The organism is Kitasatospora sp. NPDC098652 (assembly GCF_044760155.1).
Lineage (GTDB): Bacteria > Actinomycetota > Actinomycetes > Streptomycetales > Streptomycetaceae > Kitasatospora.
Genome location: NZ_JBIWAQ010000021.1, coordinates 71,810 through 91,826, shown reverse-complemented (window position 1 = coordinate 91,826; position 20,017 = coordinate 71,810). Strand labels below are relative to the sequence as shown.

The 20,017-nt window shown below is 73.5% G+C and carries 18 protein-coding genes; 9 read left to right on the top strand and 9 right to left on the bottom strand.

The annotated features are described in order from the left end of the window. The first annotated feature begins 63 nt into the window (after nucleotides 1-63). The gene (locus tag ACIQWA_RS33040) at nucleotides 64-468 is read left to right on the top strand and encodes a RidA family protein (protein ID WP_402488782.1); all 405 of its coding nucleotides are present in this window, start codon (nucleotides 64-66) and stop codon (nucleotides 466-468) included. A gap of 13 nt (nucleotides 469-481) precedes the next feature. On the opposite strand, the gene ACIQWA_RS33035 is transcribed toward ACIQWA_RS33040, so the two are convergent. Together ACIQWA_RS33035 and ACIQWA_RS33030 are read right to left on the bottom strand one after the other, a co-directional pair. Further along, nucleotides 482-976, bottom strand: a complete 495-nt coding sequence (locus ACIQWA_RS33035; RefSeq protein WP_402488779.1) for an SRPBCC family protein — start codon at nucleotides 974-976, stop codon at nucleotides 482-484. Further along, nucleotides 973-1,449, bottom strand: a complete 477-nt coding sequence (locus ACIQWA_RS33030; protein WP_402488776.1) for an ArsR/SmtB family transcription factor — start codon at nucleotides 1,447-1,449, stop codon at nucleotides 973-975. The genes ACIQWA_RS33035 and ACIQWA_RS33030 overlap by 4 nt, the downstream gene beginning before the upstream one ends. Before the next feature lie 385 nt (nucleotides 1,450-1,834). Between ACIQWA_RS33030 and ACIQWA_RS33025 the strand changes: the two genes are divergently transcribed. From ACIQWA_RS33025 to ACIQWA_RS33010, 4 genes are all read left to right on the top strand, one after another. After that, nucleotides 1,835-2,539, top strand: a complete 705-nt coding sequence (locus ACIQWA_RS33025; protein ID WP_402488774.1) for a ScbR family autoregulator-binding transcription factor — start codon at nucleotides 1,835-1,837, stop codon at nucleotides 2,537-2,539. 178 nt (nucleotides 2,540-2,717) lie between these two features. Then, nucleotides 2,718-3,422: a histone-like nucleoid-structuring protein Lsr2 gene (locus tag ACIQWA_RS33020; protein ID WP_402488771.1), complete on the top strand. Its 705-nt coding sequence runs from the start codon at nucleotides 2,718-2,720 to the stop codon at nucleotides 3,420-3,422. Nucleotides 3,423-3,541: 119 nt separating this feature from the next. Beyond that, on the top strand, nucleotides 3,542-5,638 hold the full coding sequence (gene ligA, locus ACIQWA_RS33015; protein WP_402488768.1) for an NAD-dependent DNA ligase LigA: 2,097 nt from the start codon (nucleotides 3,542-3,544) through the stop codon (nucleotides 5,636-5,638). A 272-nt stretch (nucleotides 5,639-5,910) separates the two neighbouring features. Then, nucleotides 5,911-6,702: a putative protein N(5)-glutamine methyltransferase gene (locus ACIQWA_RS33010; RefSeq protein WP_402488765.1), complete on the top strand. Its 792-nt coding sequence runs from the start codon at nucleotides 5,911-5,913 to the stop codon at nucleotides 6,700-6,702. Nucleotides 6,703-6,824: 122 nt separating this feature from the next. Here ACIQWA_RS33010 and ACIQWA_RS33005 read toward each other — a convergent pair whose 3' ends face one another. Then, complete coding sequence (locus tag ACIQWA_RS33005) at nucleotides 6,825-7,262, bottom strand: PPOX class F420-dependent oxidoreductase (RefSeq protein ID WP_402488762.1); 438 nt, start codon at nucleotides 7,260-7,262, stop codon at nucleotides 6,825-6,827. Between the two features lie 198 nt (nucleotides 7,263-7,460). Here ACIQWA_RS33005 and ACIQWA_RS33000 point away from each other — a divergent pair, with 198 nt between their 5' ends. Next, on the top strand, nucleotides 7,461-7,907 hold the full coding sequence (locus tag ACIQWA_RS33000) for a hypothetical protein (RefSeq protein ID WP_360232591.1): 447 nt from the start codon (nucleotides 7,461-7,463) through the stop codon (nucleotides 7,905-7,907). 118 nt (nucleotides 7,908-8,025) lie between these two features. On the opposite strand, the gene ACIQWA_RS32995 is transcribed toward ACIQWA_RS33000, so the two are convergent. Then, complete coding sequence (locus ACIQWA_RS32995) at nucleotides 8,026-9,447, bottom strand: pyridoxal phosphate-dependent decarboxylase family protein (RefSeq protein WP_402488759.1); 1,422 nt, start codon at nucleotides 9,445-9,447, stop codon at nucleotides 8,026-8,028. A 175-nt stretch (nucleotides 9,448-9,622) separates the two neighbouring features. After that, the gene (locus ACIQWA_RS32990) at nucleotides 9,623-10,696 is read right to left on the bottom strand and encodes a serine hydrolase domain-containing protein (RefSeq protein WP_402488756.1); all 1,074 of its coding nucleotides are present in this window, start codon (nucleotides 10,694-10,696) and stop codon (nucleotides 9,623-9,625) included. Nucleotides 10,697-10,960: 264 nt separating this feature from the next. Here ACIQWA_RS32990 and ACIQWA_RS32985 point away from each other — a divergent pair, with 264 nt between their 5' ends. Next, nucleotides 10,961-11,701, top strand: coding sequence for a MarR family transcriptional regulator (locus ACIQWA_RS32985; protein ID WP_402488754.1), 741 nt, complete (start codon nucleotides 10,961-10,963; stop codon nucleotides 11,699-11,701). Nucleotides 11,702-11,802: 101 nt separating this feature from the next. Here ACIQWA_RS32985 and ACIQWA_RS32980 read toward each other — a convergent pair whose 3' ends face one another. Both ACIQWA_RS32980 and ACIQWA_RS32975 read right to left on the bottom strand, forming a co-directional pair. Then, entirely contained in the window at nucleotides 11,803-13,086 is a 1,284-nt protein-coding gene (locus ACIQWA_RS32980) for an MFS transporter (RefSeq protein ID WP_402488751.1), read from the bottom strand. A gap of 41 nt (nucleotides 13,087-13,127) precedes the next feature. Then, a complete protein-coding gene (locus ACIQWA_RS32975; protein ID WP_402488748.1) occupies nucleotides 13,128-13,766 on the bottom strand; it encodes a helix-turn-helix domain-containing protein in 639 nt (212 codons plus the stop codon). A 96-nt stretch (nucleotides 13,767-13,862) separates the two neighbouring features. Here ACIQWA_RS32975 and ACIQWA_RS32970 point away from each other — a divergent pair, with 96 nt between their 5' ends. Together ACIQWA_RS32970 and ACIQWA_RS32965 are read left to right on the top strand one after the other, a co-directional pair. After that, nucleotides 13,863-14,600 (top strand): VOC family protein, encoded by a 738-nt coding sequence (locus ACIQWA_RS32970; protein WP_402488745.1) that lies wholly within the window; start codon nucleotides 13,863-13,865, stop codon nucleotides 14,598-14,600. 185 nt (nucleotides 14,601-14,785) lie between these two features. Further along, nucleotides 14,786-15,055, top strand: a complete 270-nt coding sequence (locus ACIQWA_RS32965) for a hypothetical protein (RefSeq protein WP_402488743.1) — start codon at nucleotides 14,786-14,788, stop codon at nucleotides 15,053-15,055. Between the two features lie 117 nt (nucleotides 15,056-15,172). On the opposite strand, the gene ACIQWA_RS32960 is transcribed toward ACIQWA_RS32965, so the two are convergent. Continuing rightward, nucleotides 15,173-18,127, bottom strand: a complete 2,955-nt coding sequence (locus tag ACIQWA_RS32960) for a poly(A) polymerase (protein ID WP_402488740.1) — start codon at nucleotides 18,125-18,127, stop codon at nucleotides 15,173-15,175. Next, nucleotides 18,127-19,977, bottom strand: coding sequence for an RNA ligase family protein (locus tag ACIQWA_RS32955; RefSeq protein ID WP_402488737.1), 1,851 nt, complete (start codon nucleotides 19,975-19,977; stop codon nucleotides 18,127-18,129). Before ACIQWA_RS32955 ends, ACIQWA_RS32960 begins: the two co-directional genes overlap by 1 nt. Nucleotides 19,978-20,017 lie beyond the last annotated feature (40 nt).

Genomic DNA, 20,017 nt, shown 5'->3' with positions numbered 1-20,017 from the left:
GTCCGTTCGTGCGAGGCCAACGATGAGCGCGAACGTTCGGTCGCGATCCCCTCGGAGGGCCCCATGAACAGCGCGGTCAAGCTGGTCCGCAACACCCGCCTGACCCAGGCCGTCGACTACGCCTACGCGGCGGTGGTGGACGCCCCGGTCCGCTCGCTCTGGCTCGCCGGGGCCTGTCCGTTGGACGAGGAGGGCCGCACGGTCGCGGTCGGCGACTACGAGGGCCAGGCCCACCAGGTGATGCGCAATCTGATAACCGTGCTGGAGGACGCGGGCGCGGGGCTCACGGACATCGCGCGGACCACCGTGTACGTGGCCTCCGGCGACCAGGCGGACTTGGTGAAGGTGTGGAACGTGTACCGGGAGTACCTGGGGGACCATGACGCCCCCAGCACGCTGCTCGGCGTCTCGGTGCTCGGCTACACGGACCAACTGGTGGAGGTGGAGGCGGTGGCCGTGCTGCCATGACGGACCCGGGCGCTCAGGAGGCGGCGGCGGCGAGCAGGGCGTCCAGCTTCCGGTAGCCCTCGGTCACGCCGCGCTCCATTCCGCTGGCCAGGATCGCGTCCCGGGCCACCAGGCTGTCGACCACCGACAGGACGGTGACCCGGGTGCGGCCCTCGCCGACGGGCTCGAAGACGGCGGTGTCCAGCGAGACGCCGTCCGGCACGCCCTCGAAGGTGAAGGTCTGAACGAGTCGGGTCGCCGGCCGGACTTCGTGGAAGGAGCCGTAGAAGGCGGCGACCTCCTGCCCCTCGCGGTGCACGGAGTAGCGGTAGTGGCCGCCGGTGCGGGCCTCCCACTCGTCGATCTTGAGGTCGAGGTCCTCGGGGCCGAGCCACTGCGCGACCAGCCCGGGCTCGATCCAGGCCCGGAAGACCCGCTCCTGCGGGGCGTCGAACTCGCGGACGATCCGAATGGTGGGCAGTGCGGGGTCCGCCTCGATGCGGGTCTCGCGGCCGGTGGTGGAGGTCATGACGGGTCTCCTTCGGTCTCGGTGGGTGCGGTGGGTGCGGTGGGTGCGGTGGGTGCGGTGAGGCGGGCGGTGCGGGAGTGGGCGCCGGTGTCCGGGGCCGGATCCGGGACTGGGGCCGGGGCGGCGTCGTCGGTGGCGTCGGTGGCGGCGGTGTCGCCCATGGCTGCGAGGAGGGCGTCCAGGCGGCCGAAGCGGGCCTCGGCCCGGCGGCGGTAGCGCTCGATCCAGCTCGTCATCAAGTCGAACACCTGCGGCTCCAGGTGGCACGGCCGCCGCTGGGCGTCCCGGCTGCGCCTGACCAGTCCGGCCTCCTCCAGGACCTTGAGGTGCTTGGAGACGGCCTGCATGGACATCGCGTAGGACTCCGCCAACTCGCCGACGGTCGCGTCCCGGACCGAGAGCCGGGCGACGATGTCGCGCCGGGTCGGATCGGCCAGGGCGACGAACGCCCGGGAGAGCTGGTCGACGGCCACGGTGGCACCTCTGTTCTTCCTCAACCGATTGGTTGAGGACAACGCTACTCCGGCATGCCTGCGTGTTCAACCGATTGGTTGCGGAAGTCGTGGAGTGGAGTTCCGGCGGGTGTGTTCCGCGGAGGGAGCAGAAGAAACCGTTCATTCGGTTTCTCGGCGGCTGTGGGGGCGGCAGTCGTTCCTCCGGGCCGATCTCCCAGAGGTGTGGCCCCTGATCGCCAAGTCGGGAGTGGCGGACCGTTGACGGCAACTGTCGGGTCAGGCGGGGGAAGAGAGGGTGGGTCGGCTGCTTCGTCGGCATCGCCTTGTCGCCCGAAGGGTGCCCTTAGCTAAGATACGGGGTGTTTGGTTTTGTTTTTCCGGAGCTCAGGGCGGGGTGGTTGCGGTGGTACGGCAGGAACGGGCGCTCCGGACGCGTCGGCTGATCCTGGAGGCTGCGGCGTCGGTCTTCGACGAGTTCGGCTACGAGGGCGCGACCATCGGGGAGGTGGTCGCCCGGGCGGGCGTGACGCGCGGTGCGGTGTACTTCCATTTCGCCTCGAAGCGGGACCTCGCGCAGGGAGTCGTCGAGGAGCAGTTCGTCCAGGACGGCGTGCCGGAACGGAGCTGCAAACTCCAGGAGTTCGTGGACACCGGGATGGTCGTGGCGCACCTGATGCCGCGTGATCCGCTGCTCAGCGCCGGCGCCCGGCTCTCGCTCGGCCAGGACGTGCTCGACGACTTCGGTGGCGGTGCGATCCCCGGCTGGATCAGCCGGATGGAGGCGCTGCTGGTCGCCGCCGGCGAACGGGGCGAACTGCTGCCGCACGTCGTCCCGGCCGACACCGCCTGGCTGATCACCGCTGCCTGGACGGGTGTTCAGATCCAGTCGCAGAAGCTGTCCGGCCGGGCCGACCTGGAACTGCGGGTGTCCGGGCTGTTCCAGCACCTGATGCCGAGCGTCGCGGTGCCCGGGGTGCTCGGCTCGTTGCAGATGGGGCCGGACCGCGGGGGGCAGGTGGTCGCCGAGGTCGCGGCGGCCCGGGCGGCGGAGCGCGCTGCTGACGGGTCGTCGGCGGAGGTTGGAGTACGGGTGGCAACGGGGCTGTGAAAAACAGCGCGTGCGGTTTTTTATGGACTAGCTGGATGTCCTGTTTTTCGCGGATGACGGTTGACCCGGAGGTGTCGGCCCGGACCCCAGATCTCCGGGTCGAGCGTTCCTGTCAGTGGCCATGCCTACGGTTCCTCCCATACGTATTCCACAGCCGTCGCACACGAAGGGCACTCCGATGAGCCAGGCAGAAGACGTTCGGGAGGCGTGGGCCCGGGTGACCACATGGCTCGAGCGGAACGACCCCGGGGTCTTCGCCACCCTCGGCGGTCCGGGGAGCCAGGAGGCCATCGACCGGGCCGAAGCGCGCATGGGGTTGGAGCTGCCGGCGCCGGTACGGCAATGGCTCCTGGTGAACGACGTGGATGTCGACGAGCGCCCCGAGTTCCCGGGTTCCCTGGTGCGGCGGGGGTGCGAGGTGCCCGTTCCCGGTGGAACCCTCCTGCTCGGCCTGGAGGACATCCAGCGGGTCTATCTCAGGCAGCTCGCCATGGAGCGGATGGAACCGTCCGAAGACGCCGACCACCCGCTCTGGCGCCAGGAGTGGCTACCGATCGCCGCCGATCGCGACGGCCTCTACGGGACGTTCCTGGACACGGCCAACGGGACGATCGGGACATGGGCAGATGCGGATCTGCCGGAGGAAGGGGTGCTGGCCTCGCTGTCCGCGCTCTTCCACCGGGCGGCGGACCTGCTGGAAGGAGTCAGCACCGGGGACTGGAGTGGCCCCGGGGCTCCCGCCCGGCCCCTCAGACGCGACGAACCCCACCCGGAGGGCGAGGCGATACGCCGATGGGCCCACGCCCACGGCATCACCGTGAACGACCGCGGACGGATCCCCTCGCACATCCGCGACGCCTACAAGGAACATGACCAGCCGTAGCCGGTCCGACGCCGGTCCGCGCCCGCCCACCCGGGCCGCTCGGCCGATCGGGTACCCGTGCCCGGGCCCGCCCGCGCCGGGCCGGGTCGAATGTCAGTGCGCCTCGCCATGATGGCGGTATGAAGGACGCAGCCACCACGGCCACCCCCGCCATCCCCGCCTCTCCGCAGGCCTACGCCGACGCCGTCGCCACCGCCGTCCGGGCCGCCGCGGCGTACTACGGTGACGGCTCCACCCCGCTCGGGGACGACGAGTACGACGCCCTGGTCCGGGGGATCGAGGCCTACGAGCGGGAGCACCCCGAGCAGGTGCTGCCCGAGTCGCCCACCGGCAAGGTGGCCGGCGGCGCGGTCGTCGGCGACGTCCCGCACAGCACGCCGATGCTCTCGCTCGACAACGTCTTCTCCGCCGAGGAGCTGGAGTCCTGGGCCGCCGGGCTGGAGCGCCGACTCGGCAGACCGGTCACGGCCTGGTGCGTCGAGCCCAAGCTGGACGGCCTCGCCGTGGCCGCCCGCTACCGGGCCGGCCGGCTGCACCAGGTGCTCACCCGGGGCGACGGCCTGGCCGGGGAGGACATCACCCACGCCGCCGACGCCGTGCTAGGCCTGCCCGCCCGGCTCAGCGAGCCGCTCGACCTGGAACTGCGCGGCGAGGTGCTGCTCACCCACGAACAGTTCGAACAGGCCAACGCCCAGCGCACCGCCCACGGCGCCATCCCCTTCGCCCACCCGCGCAGCGGCGCCGCCGGCACCCTGCGGGCCAAGGACCGCCCGTACCGGGTCGAGCTCACCTTCTTCGGCTACGACGCCCACGGCCTGCCCGGCCTCGACCACGTCGCGCTGCTCGCCCGCCTCGCCGAGCTCGGCGCCAACACCGCCGCCACGACCGCGGCCGCTCCCCTCCGCTGCGCCACGCTCGCCGAGGCCGAGCAGCGGATCGAGGAGATCGCCGCGCTGCGTGCCGCGCTGCCCTTCGGCATCGACGGCGTCGTGGTCAAGGCGGACGCGGTCGCCGACCAGGAGGAGGCCGGCTCCGGCTCCCGCGCGCCACGCTGGGCGGTCGCCCGTAAGCTCCAGGCCCAGCACAAGGTCACCCGGCTGCTCGCCGTGGAGTGGAACGTCGGCCGCACCGGGATCATCGCGCCCCGCGCGGTGCTCGAGCCCGTGGTGATCGACGGCGTCACCGTCACCTACGCGACCCTGCACAATCCCGCCGACATCGAGCGGCGCGGGCTGATGCTCGGCGACCAGGTGTTCGTCTACCGCGCCGGCGACGTCATCCCGCGGGTCGAGGCGCCGCTGGTGGACGAGCGCACCGGCGCCGAGCAGCCGATCGCCTTCCCCGAGGTCTGCCCGCGCTGCGGCGACGCCATCGACCGCTCGGAGCAGCGCTGGCGCTGTGTGCGCGGCCGCGGCTGCCAGGCCGTCGCCTCGGTGATCTACGCGGCCGGGCGCGACCAGCTCGACATCGAGGGCCTCGGCGGGACCCGGGCCGTCCAGTTGGTCGAATCCGGGCTGGTCGCCGACCTCGCCGACCTCTTCACCCTGACCAAGGAACAACTGCTCACGCTGGAGCGGATGGGCGACACCAGTGCGGACAAGCTGCTCGCCGCCATCGAGACCGCCCGCACCCGCCCGCTGAACCGGGTGTTCTGCGCCCTCGGCATCCGGGGCACCGGGCGGACGATGTCGCGCCGGATCGCCGCGCACTTCGGCAGCATGGCCGCGATCCGGGCCGCCGACGCGGAGGCGCTGGCGGGCGTGGACGGCATCGGGGCCGAGAAGGCGGCCGTGATCGTCGCCGAACTCGCAGATGTGGCAGTGCTGTTGGACCGGCTGGCGGAGCAGGGGGTGGGGACGGCGGTCACCGAGCCGCTGATCGCGGTCGCGGCCGCAGCCGCTCCCGGCACTGGGGCCGAGGGCGGGGCGGGCGAAGGCGCTGCGGGCGAGGGCGCGGCGGTGGCCGGTCCGTTGGCCGGGCAGAGCGTCGTGGTGACCGGGAGCATGACCGGCGTCCTGGCCGAGCTCTCCCGCAACGCGATGAACGAGCTGATCGAGCGGGCGGGCGGCAAGGCCTCCTCCTCGGTGTCCAAGCGCACCACCCTGCTGGTCGCGGGCGAGAAGGCGGGCTCCAAGCGGGCCAAGGCGGAGGAGCTCGGGGTGCCGGTCACCACCCCGGAGGAGTTCGCCGTCCTGGTCGCCGACTTCCTCGGCTGATCGGGAAGCCTGACCGCACCGCCGCCCGCGCGGCTCAGTGGCCGGTCGGCGGGCCCGGTCGGTGCGGTAGGGTGGCCGACGCTGTACACGACGAACACGACCGCGAGCCAGGGAGGTGAGACCCATTACCGGTATGTCCGAGCGGGTGCTCCCGGAGCGCGACCGTGCGGGCGCATCGCGCGCGTAGCGCGGGCGCACCGACGCGGCGTCGGCCCTGGCGGGAGCCCTGACGGAGTCCTCCGTTCTCCTCCTGTCCTGCCCTAGGGGTCCCTTTGTCGGTCTTCTCCTCCGCCGCTCTCCGTTCCTCCGTTGTCTCCCGACTGCGCGCCGCCGGTTGCGTGTTCGCCGAGGACGAGGCCCGGATCCTGCTTGCTGCTGCCGCCTCGCCCGCCGAACTGGCCGCCATGGTCCGGGCCCGTGCCCAGGGCCGACCGCTCGAACACGTCGTCGGCTGGGCCGAGTTCGCGGGTCTGCGGATCGCCGTCGACCCCGGCGTGTTCGTCCCGCGCCGACGCAGCGAGTTCCTGGTCGCCGAGGCTGCCCGACTCGCCGGCCCCGGCGCCGTGGTGGTCGACCTGTGCTGCGGCAGCGGTGCCCTCGGCGCCGCCGTGGCGGCACAGGTCGACCACCCGGTCGAGCTGTACGCCGCCGACCTCGACCCCGCCGCCGTCCGCTGCGCCCGGCGCAACCTGGCCGGGACGGGCGCGCGGGTCTACGAGGGCGACCTCTTCGCGCCCCTGCCCCAGGCGCTGCGCGGGCGGGTGGAGGTGCTGATCGCCAACGTCCCGTACGTACCGACCGCAGACGTCGAGCTGTTGCCGCCCGAGGCGCGACTGCACGAGGCCCGGCCAGCCTTGGACGGCGGTGCGGACGGACTGGACGTACTGCGCCGGGTGGCCGCGGCGGCGCCCGGGTGGCTGGCGGTGGGCGGGGCGCTGTTGTTCGAGACCAGCGAGCGGCAGGCGGCCGGTGCGCTGGAGGTGGCCCGGGCGGCGGGGCTGGCGGCGCAGGTGAGCCGCGAGGAGGAGCTGGACGCCACGGTCGTCACGGCGACCCGGGACTGACCCGTCGTCCGTGGGTGGTCGTCCGCTTGCGGTCAACGGCCCGGCCACCGTTCCCCCGTGACGGTGGCCGGGCCGGGCCGGGCCGGGCCGATTGGTCGGTCGGTCGGTTGCCGGTCGCCCGGTCAGATCCGGGCGCCGTACACGTGGTCGACCGGGACCGTGAGCAGCACCCGCCTGTCGGCGACCATGACCTCGCGGTAGTCCGCCCAGTCGGGGTGTTCGCCGGCCGCCCGGCGGTAGTAGTCGACCAGGGCCTCGACCTCGGGACCGTCGGGGTCGAGGCCCGGTCCGGTGAGGGTGGCGGTGCCCTCGGCGGTGGCCCAGGAGCGTCCGTCCGGCGCGGTCACCTCCAGGCTGACCCGCGGGTCCCGGCGCAGGTTCGCGGTCTTCGCGAGCCCCTCCCGGGTGGAGATCAGGATGACGTTCGCCTCGCGGTCGTAGTACGGCAGCACCGGCGAGAGCTGGGGTCGGCCGTCGGCCTTGATGGTGGCGAGGATGCCGAGGCGGCTCTGTGCGAGGAGGTCGTAGGGGTCGTACGGGTGGCGCGTGGTGGCGGTCATGGCAGCATCATCGGGCTTCACACCGGTGTGAAGGTCAAGCCCGGCAGGCGTGTTGTGCCGCTGACGCCTGGTTGGCCCCGAAAGATGAGGATCTGCGGAATCGCCGGTCGTCGCCGCCGTACCGGGGCTAGGGTCGGGAGCCGACGGTGCGTGACGATCCGTCACCGAGTGCTGATCCGAAGCGAGGGAGCACGTGCGATGGCTGCCGACTACCGGCCCAGGGAAGTGCTGGAGTTCTCCGACGACCTGCACCACCAGGACGTCACCCCGTTGCAGGCCTTCCTGTCCGCCCGTCTCGGCGAGGTGGTCGAGGCCCAGCCCGAGGGCAGCACCGCCCGCTTCGCGGCCGAGCGCCTCGCCTACGTCACCCTCCACGACTGCATCCACCTCGGCGACCTCCTCGTCGCCTGGCGCGAGGTGGTGCTCGCGGACCGGATGGATGTGCCCGGGGAGACCCAACGGCTGCGCCAGGACGTGATGTTGTGGTGGGAACGGCTGTGCGGGACGGCCGACGGCTTCCGCGACCACCCCGACCACAACCCCCGGTGGCGGGCGCTGCGGTTCCTGAACCTCGCCCATGCCGAGCTGATGGCCGGCCTGACGGACCTGTCGCGGGGCGGGTACGGGGACGGGGCGCATCCGTGAGTGCCTGAACGCCGGAGCCACCTGAGCCGCCGGATCTGCCGGAGCCGCCGGAGCCGCCGAAACGCCGGAACCGCCCGAACCCCGGCCGGCGTACGGGCGCTGGCCGGGGTCGGGATGCTCAGGCGTCGGCCGCACCGCTCGAGCCGGCCGCGATGATCACGGCGGTCGCGGTGGAGAGCGCGGCGGCCGTCCGTCGCACGTCCGCCTCCGTGGTGCGCCAGTTGCTGAACGCCGCGCGCAGGGCGGGCAGGCCGGCGTAGCGGGTCGGGGTGAGGAAGGCCTCCGCGGAGAGCTCGGCGGCGAGGGCGGCGAGGCGCTCCGGGGTGGGGCCCTCGGCGAGGGTGAAGCAGACGACGTTGAGGCGGACCGGCGCGAGCAGTCGCAGGCCGTCGATGGCCTCGACCGCCGCGCCGAGCGCACGGGCCCCGGCGACGTTGCGCTCCACGATCTCGCGGTGGCCGGCCCGACCGTAGGCGCGCAGGGTGAACCAGGCGGCCAGGGCGCGCAGGCGGTGCGAGTTCTCCGGGGTCAGGTGCACCAGGTCGGGGTGGTCGCCGACCGGGCCGAGGTAGGCGGCGGCGTTCTGGAAGACCCGGGCCTGGAGGTCGCGGCGGCGGGTGAACTGCACGGCGCTGTCGTAAGGCACGTTGAGCCACTTGTGCAGGTCCACGCAGACCGAGTCGGCGAGGTCGAGCCCGGCGACCAGCTCGGCGTGGTGGGGGGAGAGCGCGGCGAAGGCGCCGAAGGCGGCGTCCACGTGCAGCCAGAACCCGTACCGCTCGCGGAGGGCGGCGATCGCCCGCAGGTCGTCGAAGTCGACGGTGTTCACGGTGCCCGCGTTGGCGACCACGACGCACGGGCCGTCGGCCTCGGCGAGGGCCCGCTCCAGGGCGGCCACGTCCACGGCCTCCCGGCCGGCCAGGGTGGGGACGGTGCTCAGCGCGGTGCGGCCGAGTCCCAGGACGGACAGCGCCTTGGCCACGCTGGAGTGCGCGCTGCCCGACAGGACCCGGACCCGGCCCAGCGCGGCGACCCCGTCCTCGGCCACGTCGACCCCGAGGCGTTCGCCGAGCCACTCGCGGGCGATCGCCAGGCCGACGGTGTTGGACTGGGTGGCGCCGCTGACGAAGGTGCCGCTGTGCGCGGGGGAGAGCCCGAACAGCTCGCGCAGCCAGCCGACGGTCTCCCGCTCCAGGTCCTGACCGGCCGGGTCGAGCGAGGAGTTGGAGTTCTGGTCGGCGGTGGCGGTCAGCCAGTCGCCCACCAGTGCGGCCGGGGTCGCCCCGCCCGTCACGAACCCGAAGTAGCGCGGCCCGGCGCCGGCCGACAGCCGTGGTTCCCAGCGCTCGCCGAACTCGGCCAGGGCCGCCCGCAGTCCGTCGGCGTCCTCGCGCAGCGGCACCGACGGCATCGGTCGGCGGGCCTCCTTCGGGATGACCGGCCGGTCGTCGAGCCCGCCGAGGAAATCGACGGCCCGCTGCCGGGCCTCCTCCAGCAGGGCGGGCAACTGGTCGAGGTCGGCGGCGAGTTCGCGGTGCATGGGTTCTCCGTTGATCGGTGGCCAGGCCGACGCTAGCGGAGGACGGAGCGGGCGTCGCGGGCCAATTCACTGCCGGTGGCCCTGGCGGTCGCGGTGTGGAACTGCCGGGCCGGTCGCGGGGCAACCCGGGGCGCTTGAAAGCCCAGCGGAGGGGCACTGAATGCGGTCGGGCGCGTCACCGGGTCTCGGCGGGGGGAAACTGCGCCTCAAGTACCTTGAAGAAGGCGGCGAGCGGGTTGACCCAGTCGCCGTTCACGTTGCAGACGACCAGGTGCTTGCCGTCGCGGGTGCCCATCACGTACGTCCAGGAGCCGTTGAGTGCGCCGCCGCCGCCGAAGACGGTGACGCCGTTGGGCAGGGTCTGCTCGAAGGTGCCCATGCCGTACCTGGTGTTGGGGATCCAGCCCGATCCTTCGGTCGAGACGGTGGCCCACATCTCGGCCTGCAGGGCGGGCGAGAAGAGTTCCCCGCCGAGCAGGGCGCCGAAGAAGCGGCCGAGGTCGCCGGTGGTGGAGACGATGCCGCCGGCGGCCCAGCCCAGCGACGTGTCCCATTCGGTCACGTCGTAGACCTTGGCGTCGGGGTCGCCGACCGGCAGCTTCGTGTACATCCGGGGGTGCGGCCCGCTGATGGTCGTCTCGGCGCCGGGGAGGTAGGTGCCCGTCAGGCCGAGCGGGTGGAGGATCAGCCGGGAGAGTTCCTCGGCGAAGCTGCGGCCGCTGGCCCGCTCGATGATCAGGCCGAGGAGCATGTAGTTGGCGTTGGAGTATCGGAAGGCGGTGCCCGGCGCGAAGTAGGGCGGGTACTTCATGGCGAGCTGGATGAGCTGTTCGGGGGTCCACTTGTCGAAGCGGTGGGTGAGGTACCCGGTGGTGATGTAGCGGTTCATCATGTCCGGGTCGTCGAAGGCGTAGTTGACGAGGCCGCTGGTCTGGTGCAGCAGGTGCCTCACGGTGATGGCGCTGCCGTCGTTGCCGTTTCCCTGGACCAGGCCGGGCAGCCACTGCTCCACGGTGTCGTCCAGGCGCAGCCGGTGTTCGTCCACGAGCTTGAAGGCCACGGTGGCGGTGAACGCCTTGGTGAGGCTGCCGATGTAGAACTGCTCGCCCCGGGTGCGTGCGCGCCCGGTCTCGATGTCGGCCACCCCGGCGGTGCCGAACCAGCTTCGGTCGCCGTCTCGGACCTCGGCAACGATGCCGGGCAGGCCCTCGGCGACTGCCTGCTCAAGAGCGTCCTGGATCTTGTTCATGACGTCGTTCCTCTCGGGTTCGCGGGGCGGTGTCGGCCGCTCCGCGATCGGGTTTCGGTATGCGTCAAAAGCTATGGTGCGTTCGATATTCGGTCAATCAAAACATCGGCCAGATTCCACATTTGGGCAGGTGGAGAGCGTGCAAGTGGTGCAATGGCCTTGATGTCGAATGCACCGAGCCCTCTCGTTTGTTGCAATGAGATGGGGATGAACGCACACTGATCGGCGACGTGACCGAGAGGGACCGAGACGGGGAGAACGCCGATGCCAGGAGGAAGGCTCAACCACCAGGAACGCCGGACCATCGCGGAGGGACTGGCCGAAGGGCTCGCCTACGGCGAGATCGCCAGAGGCCTGGACCGGCCGACCTCGACCGTCACCAGGGAGATCAACCGCAACGGCGGACCCGCCGGCTACCGGGCGGACCAGGCACACCGGGCCACCGAGCGGCGCGCCCGCCGCCGCAGAACCGCCCCGGCACAGGCGCCGCCGGTCGAAACCGACGCCCACGGACGCGACCGGGGGACGGTGCACGACTTCGAGGAACAGTTCACCGCACTACTCGTCCAGACGGGACTGCCGAAGACGGCGGCCAGAGTGCTGGGTTGCCTGTACGCCGCTGACACCGGCAGTCGCACCGCGGCAGAACTGGTACAGCGTCTCCAGGTCAGCCCCGCGACGATCTCCCTGGCCGTGCACTACCTGGAGGAGCAGGAACTCATCCGGCGCGAACGCGACCCAGGAAAGCGCCACCAACGCTACGTCATCGACGACGACGTCTGGTTCCGGGCCATGCTCGCCAGCGCCAACGCCAACGCGCTGCTCGCCGAGGCCGCCCACCAGGGCGCCCGGACACTCGGTGCCACCACGCCCGCCGGTATGAGACTCGCCGAGATGGGCCGGTTCCTCACCCATGTCGGCCAGGACCTGGTCACATCGGCCGAGCACTGGCGAGAGGCGTTCTCGGCCGGGGTGGCCTCTGGAGCCGCAGACCACCTGCGGTGAGAAGCCTCGCCGCCTGGCTCGGGCACCCCGAGTTCCGCATGGTCAAGTGACCACTGGCCGAGCCCAGTTGACGGCCACGGGGCGAACCGTGGCGCCGGGCGCTACCGGCGGGGCAGTTCGGCCTGGCGGACGGGGCGGGAGGTGAGGGCGTGGAGTGCGCCCAGGGAGGAGAGGGTGCCGCAGGCGAGGAAGACCGGGGCTGCGCCCCAGGTGCCGATGGCGGCGCCGACCAGGGGGTAGCTGAGCGGGGCGAGGCCGACCATGGTGAGCATGACGACGGAGGTGACCCGGCCCAGGTAGGCGGGGTCGGCGGTGGTCTGGACGAGGGCACCGTCCAGGGTGCCGAAGACGCCCGCGTTCAGGCCGACCAGTGCGGCGAGCACCGCGGCGGACCACAGGGTCGGGGCCAGGCCCATGGCGGCTGCGCCGATGCTGCCCAGCAGCAGGGTGACGGCCATGGTGAGCCCGGCGCGGGGCAGTCGGCCGACGACGGCGAGCAGGGTGGCGCCGACGGTGGCGCCCGCGCCGAAGCAGGCGACGATCAGGCCGTAGCCGGACGGGCCCCAGCCGCGTTCGGCGTTGAGGAGGACCATGCCGACGTTCAGGGTGCCGGTCAGGCCGAGCTCGCAGACGGCCCCGACGAGGACCAGCGGGCCGAGCAGGCGGTGGCGGCGGATGTAGCGCAGCCCGTCGGCGAGGTCCGTGCGGGCGGAGGTGCGGTCGGTCGAGCTGGTGGCGGTGGTGTCGCCCGGGGGTGGGTCGAGGGGGCGGATGCGGACCGAGAGGAGGAGGGGCAGTGAGAGGGCGAACAGCGCACCCGCGACGGTGAAGGCGGTCGCCGGGCCGCCGAGGCCCATGGCCAGGCCGCCGATCGGCGGGCCGGCGATCTGGCCGAGGCGCATCGCGAGCGAACGCAGTCCGGTGACCCGGGCCAGCTGGTCGGGGCCGGTGATCCGGGGCGGCAGGGCGCCGACGGCGGGTACGAACAGGGCGTCCACGGCGCCGAACACCAGCGCCACCGCGACCAGCAGCCAGAGGGCGGGCGTGGTCAGGGCGATGGCGGCCGCGACCGAGAGGATGAGCAGGCAGCGCAGGGCGTCGCTGCCGAGGATCACCCGGCGGGGATCGAACCGGTCGGCGACCACTCCGCCGCCGAGCATCAGCACCGCCCGGGGCAGCGCCCCCGCGGCCATCACCAGGCCGACCTCGGCGGGCCCGGCGGCCCGTTGGGCGGACCAGCCGAGGGCGAGGAAGTAGACGCTGTCGCCCACCAGGGAGGCGGTGTAGGCGGTGAGCCAGCGCAGGACGTTGGGGTCCCGGTGGGCGGGCGCGTTCCCGGGGGCGGCGGCGGGGCGTATCGGAGGGGTCGTCTCCAGCGTGGCCATGGCGGGGCTCCGAGGGGTCGGGGCGGGCGTGGGTGGCGGTGTCAGGGGCGGAACGGGAAGCCGTACACGTGGACGGACACGTGTTCGCGCCCCTCAGTGGCGCCGGCCGCGCGTGCGGCCTTGCCGCGCTCCCGCCAGCGTCGGCTGAGCTCCTGCAACTCGCCGCCCAGCTCGGCGAGTTCGGCGGCCGTGAGGTCGAGCAGCCACTCGGCGGTGAACGCGGCGTCCGTCCACTCCGAGCCCCAGGCGGAGCTCTGGTCCAGGTAGTTGCGGTACTGGGCGGCCCGGCTGTCGACCAGGCTGCGGCTGACGGCGCCGACGGCGGCCGCGCCCTCGGGGGTGCCGGAGAGGTCCGACTCGCGGAAGCTCCAGCCCTCCTCGGAGGAGACCTGCCACCAGCGCTCGCGTCCGTCGCCGCTCTGCGTGGCCGCCTCGGTGACGAAGCCGTGCTCGGCGAGTTTGCGCAGGTGGTAGCTGACCAGGGACGGCGCCTGGTCGACCTGTTCGCCGAGCTGGGAGGCGGTGGCGGTGCCGGCCAGGTAGAGCAGGCGGTAGAGCTGCATGCGCAGGGGGTTGGTGAACGCCTTGAGGCGGGAGAGGTCGGTGATCCACTCGGACGGGGGTTGCTGCTGTGGCTTCTGAGGGTGCTGGGGGTTCTGGGGTTCGGCTGGCTCGGGCATGCCTTCACCGTAGATCCGAAAGGAATGTTGCGCAATGAAAACTGCGCAACGAATATTTCCGATCTTTCCGGAGCGGAGCCTTCTAGGATCTTGGTCATGGCGACGAGACTCGTGCAGATCAACATGAAGGCCCGCGACGATGCGGCGCTCGGCCGGTTCTGGGCGGAGGCGCTCGGCTGGGGCATCGACCACGAGGCGCCCGGGGTGACCAACCTCGAACCCGTGGGCTTCGCCTATCCCGCCCCGGCGGCGGTCTGCATCGACCTGGTCGTCAGCGAGGAGCCCAAGACGGTGAAGAACCGGGTCCACCTCGACCTGGCCACCACCTCGGACGCCCACCAGGCGGAGCTGGTCGCGCGCCTGACGGACCTCGGCGCCACGCTCGCCGACGTGGGGCAGGGCGACGTCCCCTGGACGGTCATGGCCGACCCCGAGGGCAACGAGTTCTGCGTCCTGGAACCCCGTGAGGTGTACCGGGACACCGGGCCGATCGCCGCGGTGGTGGTCGACTGCGCCGACCCGCGAGGAATGGCCGGGTTCTGGGGCGAGGCGATGGACTGGACGGTGCACGAGGTCACCGACGGTTTCGCGTCGATGCGCTCCGCCCGGGGCGTCGGCCCCTACCTGGAGTTCATCCGGACGTCCGATGCCAAGAGCGGGTGGAACCGCGTCCACCTCGACGTCAGCCCCTACCGCGGTGACGACCCGGCGGCGGAGGAGGCCCGGCTGCGCGCCCTGGGCGCCACCGACCCCGGGATCGACCAGTCCGCGATCTCCTGGACGATCCTGGTCGACCCGGAGGGCAACGAGTTCTGCCTGCTCAGTCCGCGCTGAGACGGGGTGGGGGAGCCGGTCCTGCTCGGGTCGGCGACCGGTGTGGCGTCGCGGGATGACGGGTCCGGGCGGTGGGTGGTTCACTCGTCCATTGGATTGACGCGAACATGACGTGCGTCGTTGTCGGGCCCGGATCCGCGGTGCCAGGATCGGCGCACTGTCCGTACGAACCAATGGGAGAACCCATGAGGATGCGTACCGCTCTGCCCGTCGCCCTGCTCACCGCGGTCGGCCTGTTCGCCGGCGTCAACACCGCCACGGCGGCGGGCGGCGGCTACCCCGGCTTCCAGTGCTTCAAGACCGCCGACCGCGACGTGTACTGCAGCGACGCCAAGGTCAAGAACCACGCCACGGGCGCCGCCTGGATCGCGTCCTGCCCGGCCGACGTCGTCGCGCGCATCAGCGGCAAGCCGTACATCGCGGCCTCGCGCCCCGCCTCGGCGCACAGCTGTTGATCGTCCGAGGTTGCTGACGGGCCCGCCCGGCGGACATCCGCCGGGCGGGTTCGGTGGTTCCCGGGTTCGGTGGTTCCCGTGGTCGCCGGGGCCCGGGCCCAGGTCTCGGGTCTCGGGTCAGCGGGTGAGGGTCGGGACGGCGCCGCACTCGACGTGCTCGACCCGGACGCCGGGCAGCCCGCGGGACCAGGCCGCGGCCACCTTGGCGAGCTCGGCGCGGGGGAGCGGTGCGGGGCCGAGGCCGATCGGGAAGTGGGTGCGGCCGTCGCGGCTCCGGTAGGGCTGGGGCCAGGCGTGGAGCCGGGTGGCGCCGGCCTCCTCCAGGGCGGTGAGGAGGCTGCGAAGGCGGCCGCGCGCGGGGCCGGTGGACTCCTCGTCGGCGGACACCACGGCCCAGGCGGCGTGGCGACGGTGCAGCGGGGGCGGGGTGAGCAGGGCGGGCCAGGGGTCGGGATCGCTGGTGGTGAGCTCCCAGGCGCGGTAGAGCTCCTCGGTGAGCTGGTCCCGGGTGTCCGGTCCGACCTGGGTGGTGCAGCTGCGGACGGGGGTGGAGGGGGTGAGGACGGTCAGTGGTCCCAGCGGTCCCCGGGCTGATTCGGAGCCGGACTTCCCGGTGGTGGCTTCCGCGGCGGCGGACTCCCCGGTGAGGGCGACGGGTTGGCGCCAGTCCCAGGAGGCCCAGGTTTCGGTGAAGCGCTGGAACAGGTCGTCCTCCGGAGTGTCCGGCAGGTCGAGGACGGTCCGCGCGGCGAGCACCGACCAGGCCAGCGAAGGCAGTTGACCGAACGGCGCGCCGTCCAGGCCGCGAGCCCGGGCCCAGGACTTGACCTGCCGCGCCAGCCGGACGAACCGCGGCCGTAGCCCGCCGAGCGCGGAGAGGATCGCCTCGGCGTCGGTGACCGCGCTCAGCGCGACGGCCGCCGCCTCGCCCAGCTCGGCGCGCCGGGCGACCGCCTCGGCGGGGTCGAGGGTGCCGGTGAACACCACGACGAGGTCGACGGTCAGCCCGGCCGCCTCCAGTCGTAGCCCCGGCACCCGGGCGCCGCGCACCTCGCGGAGCCCACGGGCCTGCGGCAGGGCGGCCGCCACCCGGGCCATCACCCGGGCCAGCACTCCGGGCAGGTCGGCCGGGCCGGGCAGCGCCGCCACCAGGTCCAGGTCGCCGCCGTCCAGCTGACAGCCGAGCCGCCGCGAGCCGACCTGGTGGACCACCCCCTCGGGCAGCGCGGCGGCCAGTCGGCGGGTCAACTCGTCCGCGACGGCGGTGCGTTGCGGGGACTCGGGGTGGAGCGACACCGTCGGCTCCGCCGGCAGTACCCGCACCTCGCCCGTCCCCAGCGAGACCACCGCGCGTGGGCGCATCGGCTCCTCTCCCCGGCGGGACAGCACCACCAGCTCGCCCACCCGGGCGTCCGTCCCGTGCAACCGGGCGGCGCAGTCGGCGGCCACCCGCTGGGGGTCGTCGCTGCGCCCGAGGCTCAGGTGCGGGGTGTAACCCTCGGCGCGGCCCCGGCAGCGGGGGAAGCGGCGTTGCAGGGCGTGCCGCAGCGCCGCCCAGGGTTCGGCCGCGGTGGCGGCCGGGTCCAGCCAGATCGTCGCGTCCTCGCGGTGGCCGAAGGTGTGCACGCCCTCCAGCCGGGCGGTGAACGGGGCCACCTCGGCGGTGGCCGCGCCGAGCAGCGGCAGCGCGCGGTCGAACTCGGACTCCGGTACGAAGCCGAACAGCAGGTTGACGTGCGGGGGCCAGCGGCGCAGCTGCGGGTCGTACGCGGCGCGCAGCTCCTGGATGGGCGGCCACAGCTCCTCGGGCGGCAGCCAGGCGACGGCCGTCCGGACGGTGGGCGCGGCGTCGAGGGAGTCCGGAGAGGCGGCACCGCCGGGGGAGTCCGGGGAGGCGGCACCGTCGAGGGCGAGGTCGACGGCCACGCCGTAGTGGTCGGAGGGGTGGAGGCCGTCGGCGGTGGGCCGGTCGCCGAGCAGGGTGGCGGCGGAGGCGCGGGCCCGGTCGGCGCGGTACAGGACGCGGTCGATCCGGCCCGGGTGGCCGGTGAGGGAGGAGACGGCGGCGAGCGGGTTGACCGTCGGGTCGAAGGTGGGGGTGTCGTCGCCCGGGCCGTGCACCTGGGCCCAGGCGTCCCGGAGGCCGAGTGCGGCGGCCGGGCCGGCCGGGCCGGAGCGGGCGTCGTTGAAGTCGCCGAGCAGCAGCAGTTCGCCCTCGACACCGGCCAGGCCCTCGGCCAGCCGGGCGAGTTCGGCCTGGCGGCGGGCGGGGCCGTCCGTCGAGTGGTCACTGCTGAGGTGGACGGCGGCGACGGTCAGCGGCGCGTCGGCGGTGCGGACGGTGACGGCCGTGACGGCCTTGTGCGAGCCCAGCGCGTGCCGGCCGGCCTCCAGGACGGGGAGACGGCTGAGCACCAGCAGGCCGTACTCGGGCACGTCGCGACCGGACGGGTCGGCGCCGAGGACATAGCGCTCGCGGACCCAGGGCTCGGCCAGCAGCTGGACGACCAGGGCGGGCTCGACCTCCTGGAGCGCGATGACGTCGGCGTCGGCGGCGGCCAGTTCGGCGAGCAGCAGCGGTCGGCGGCGGGCGGTGGCGATCCGGTCGGCGTCGTAGCGGTCCCACAGGGTGTTCCAGGTGACCACGCGGAGGGTGCCGGTGGTGGAGGTGGTGCCGGTGGTGGAGGCGGTGCTGGCGGTGCCGGCGGTGGAGGTGCCGGCTCCGCCCGGGGTGCCCGCTGCGGTGTGGTGGGGCTGCCAGCCGCCGTCCGGCCGCCAGGCGTACGGGGTGGTGGCGGTGAAGAAGGGCGCGGGCAGGTGGCGCGGTTCGGCGCGGTGGCCGGCCTCGGTGGTGTCGAGGACATCCACGCCGGTGGCGCGGTCCCACACCACGACGCCGTCGGCCTCGACCTGGTGCACCCGGTGCCAGGGGATCTCGCCGGAGGCCAGGAAGGCCTCCAGCGGGACGCGCTCGGTGCGGTCGTCGCGTTGGCGCACGCCCAGGGTGAACCGGGCCGGGTCGAAGCGGGCGTCCCAGCGGATCCGCTGGCAGACCTGTTCGATGGGGCGCATCAGTCCTCCTCGGAGTCGAGCGTGCCCGCCGTGTCCTCCACGGTGCCACCGGGACCGAGGTACCACGTGCGGTGCGCCTGCCCGGGGTAGGGCGGGTTGAAGCGGTGCAGTTGGGCGGAGAGCACCTCGGGCGGCACCGGGTGCGGGCGTACGGCGTTGCGGCGCAGCAGCTCCTGCTCGCCGACCAGCAGCACCACCTGGGTGAGCAGGGCGTCGCGGCGCCGGGCGGTGCCGTGGACGTGGGAGCGCTGCTCGCGGTTGAGCGAGGTGGCGTCCCAGACCACGGTGGCGGCCCGGTCGGCCAGGGCGGAGTCCAACCGTGCCAGCGCGGTGCGCAGCACCTCGGGGTTGTTGCGCTGGTCGGCCCGCGAGCCGCGGGCGGCGCGCAGGTCGTCCAGGCTGATCCGGGCCGAGACGCCGGGCAGGGCGGCCGCGAAGGTGCTCTTTCCGCTGCCGGACGGGCCGCTCAGGTGGACCAGCCGGGGGAAGCGGCCGTCGCGCCAGCGCCAGGTGGCGGCCACCGCCTCCTCGACGGTGCTGATCCGGCCGAGCGCGTAGGCCTCGCGGGCCTGGGCCCAGCAGCGGTCGGCGGCGTCGGAGCTGCCCGGGCCGTCGGGGCCGTCGGGGCCATCGGCGGCGAGGTCGGCGAGGGCCTCGCGCAGGCCGGTGCGCAGCCAGGCCAGCGGGTCGGGGTCGAGCAGTCCGGAGTCCTCGGCGTGCAGGGCCGACCAGGCGACCTGCTCGCGCTCGGCGGGCCCGGCGGCGGCGGCCGCGGCCACCGCGTGCAGCACACCGAGGTCGGCGGCGCTCGCGAGTCGGACCAGCCCGGCGCGGCGTTCGGTGTCCGGGTACGGCTGCTGGAGGCCGGGGTGCAGCCCGACCAGGTCGGCGACCCGGCGGGCCAGGGGCAGGCCCAGGCGGTCGGCGAGCCGGGGCGCGAGCGACTCCCGGCGGGCGGAGCGCAGCGCGGTGGCCAGCACGCCGGCCAGTCGGGCGTCGCCGGTGCGACCGAGTTCGTCGAGGCGGGCGGAGACGTCGGCCAGCTCCTCCGACCGGCGGTCGGGGCCGGGCGGGGTGCCGGGGGCGGTCGGGGCGCCGGGTTCGGTCGGGGCGCCGGGTGTGGGCGCAGCGGTGAGTTCGGGCGCGGCGTTGAGTTCGGGCAGGTCCAAGGCCTCGGCCAGCAGCGGGAGTTCGGGCAGTCGGCCGGACCGGATGTCCCAGAGCGGGGCGTCGGGGCCGAGGCCGTTCTCCACCACGGCGGCGTGCATCCAGTGGGTGGCGGTCCGTACGTGCTGCGGGCGGACCCACTTGGCGACCCGCGCGCCGAACTCGCCCCGGGGGAAGCCCCGGACGGTCCGGACCACGTAGCCCTCCTGGCGGTCGAGGTCCAGCCGCAGGGTGCGCAGGGCCCGTTCGTCGAAGCGGCCGCGCCAGAGCACCCGGGGGGTGGGTATGCCGAGGCGGCGCAGGAAGCGCACGGTGGCGTCCCAGTCGAGGCACTCGTCCCGGTCCGTCCAGACCGAGAAGCCGTAGAACCAGCTGTCCAGGTCGGTGTACGGGATGGAGTGCCGGGCGAACAGGTTCTCGCCGCAGATCCGCCAGCCGTCCGGGATGCGGGCGCCGACCCGGTTCTGCAGGCCCTTGACCCAGGCACGGGAGGGGTGGTGGGCGGAGTCCAGCGAGCGGGCGTGCAGGCCGTCGGGGTAGAGGGTGGTGTTCTCGCCGTCCAGCTTCTCGGTGACCACGACCTCCGCCCCGGCCAGGCCGGAGAGGTCCCCGGTCCGTACGTCGTCCGCCGCAGCCCCCGGTGACCAGGGGAGATGCGGCGTCCGGGGGTAGTGCACACGCATGCTGGGCTCCCTGAACGTCCTTGATCCGGCGGCAACTGTA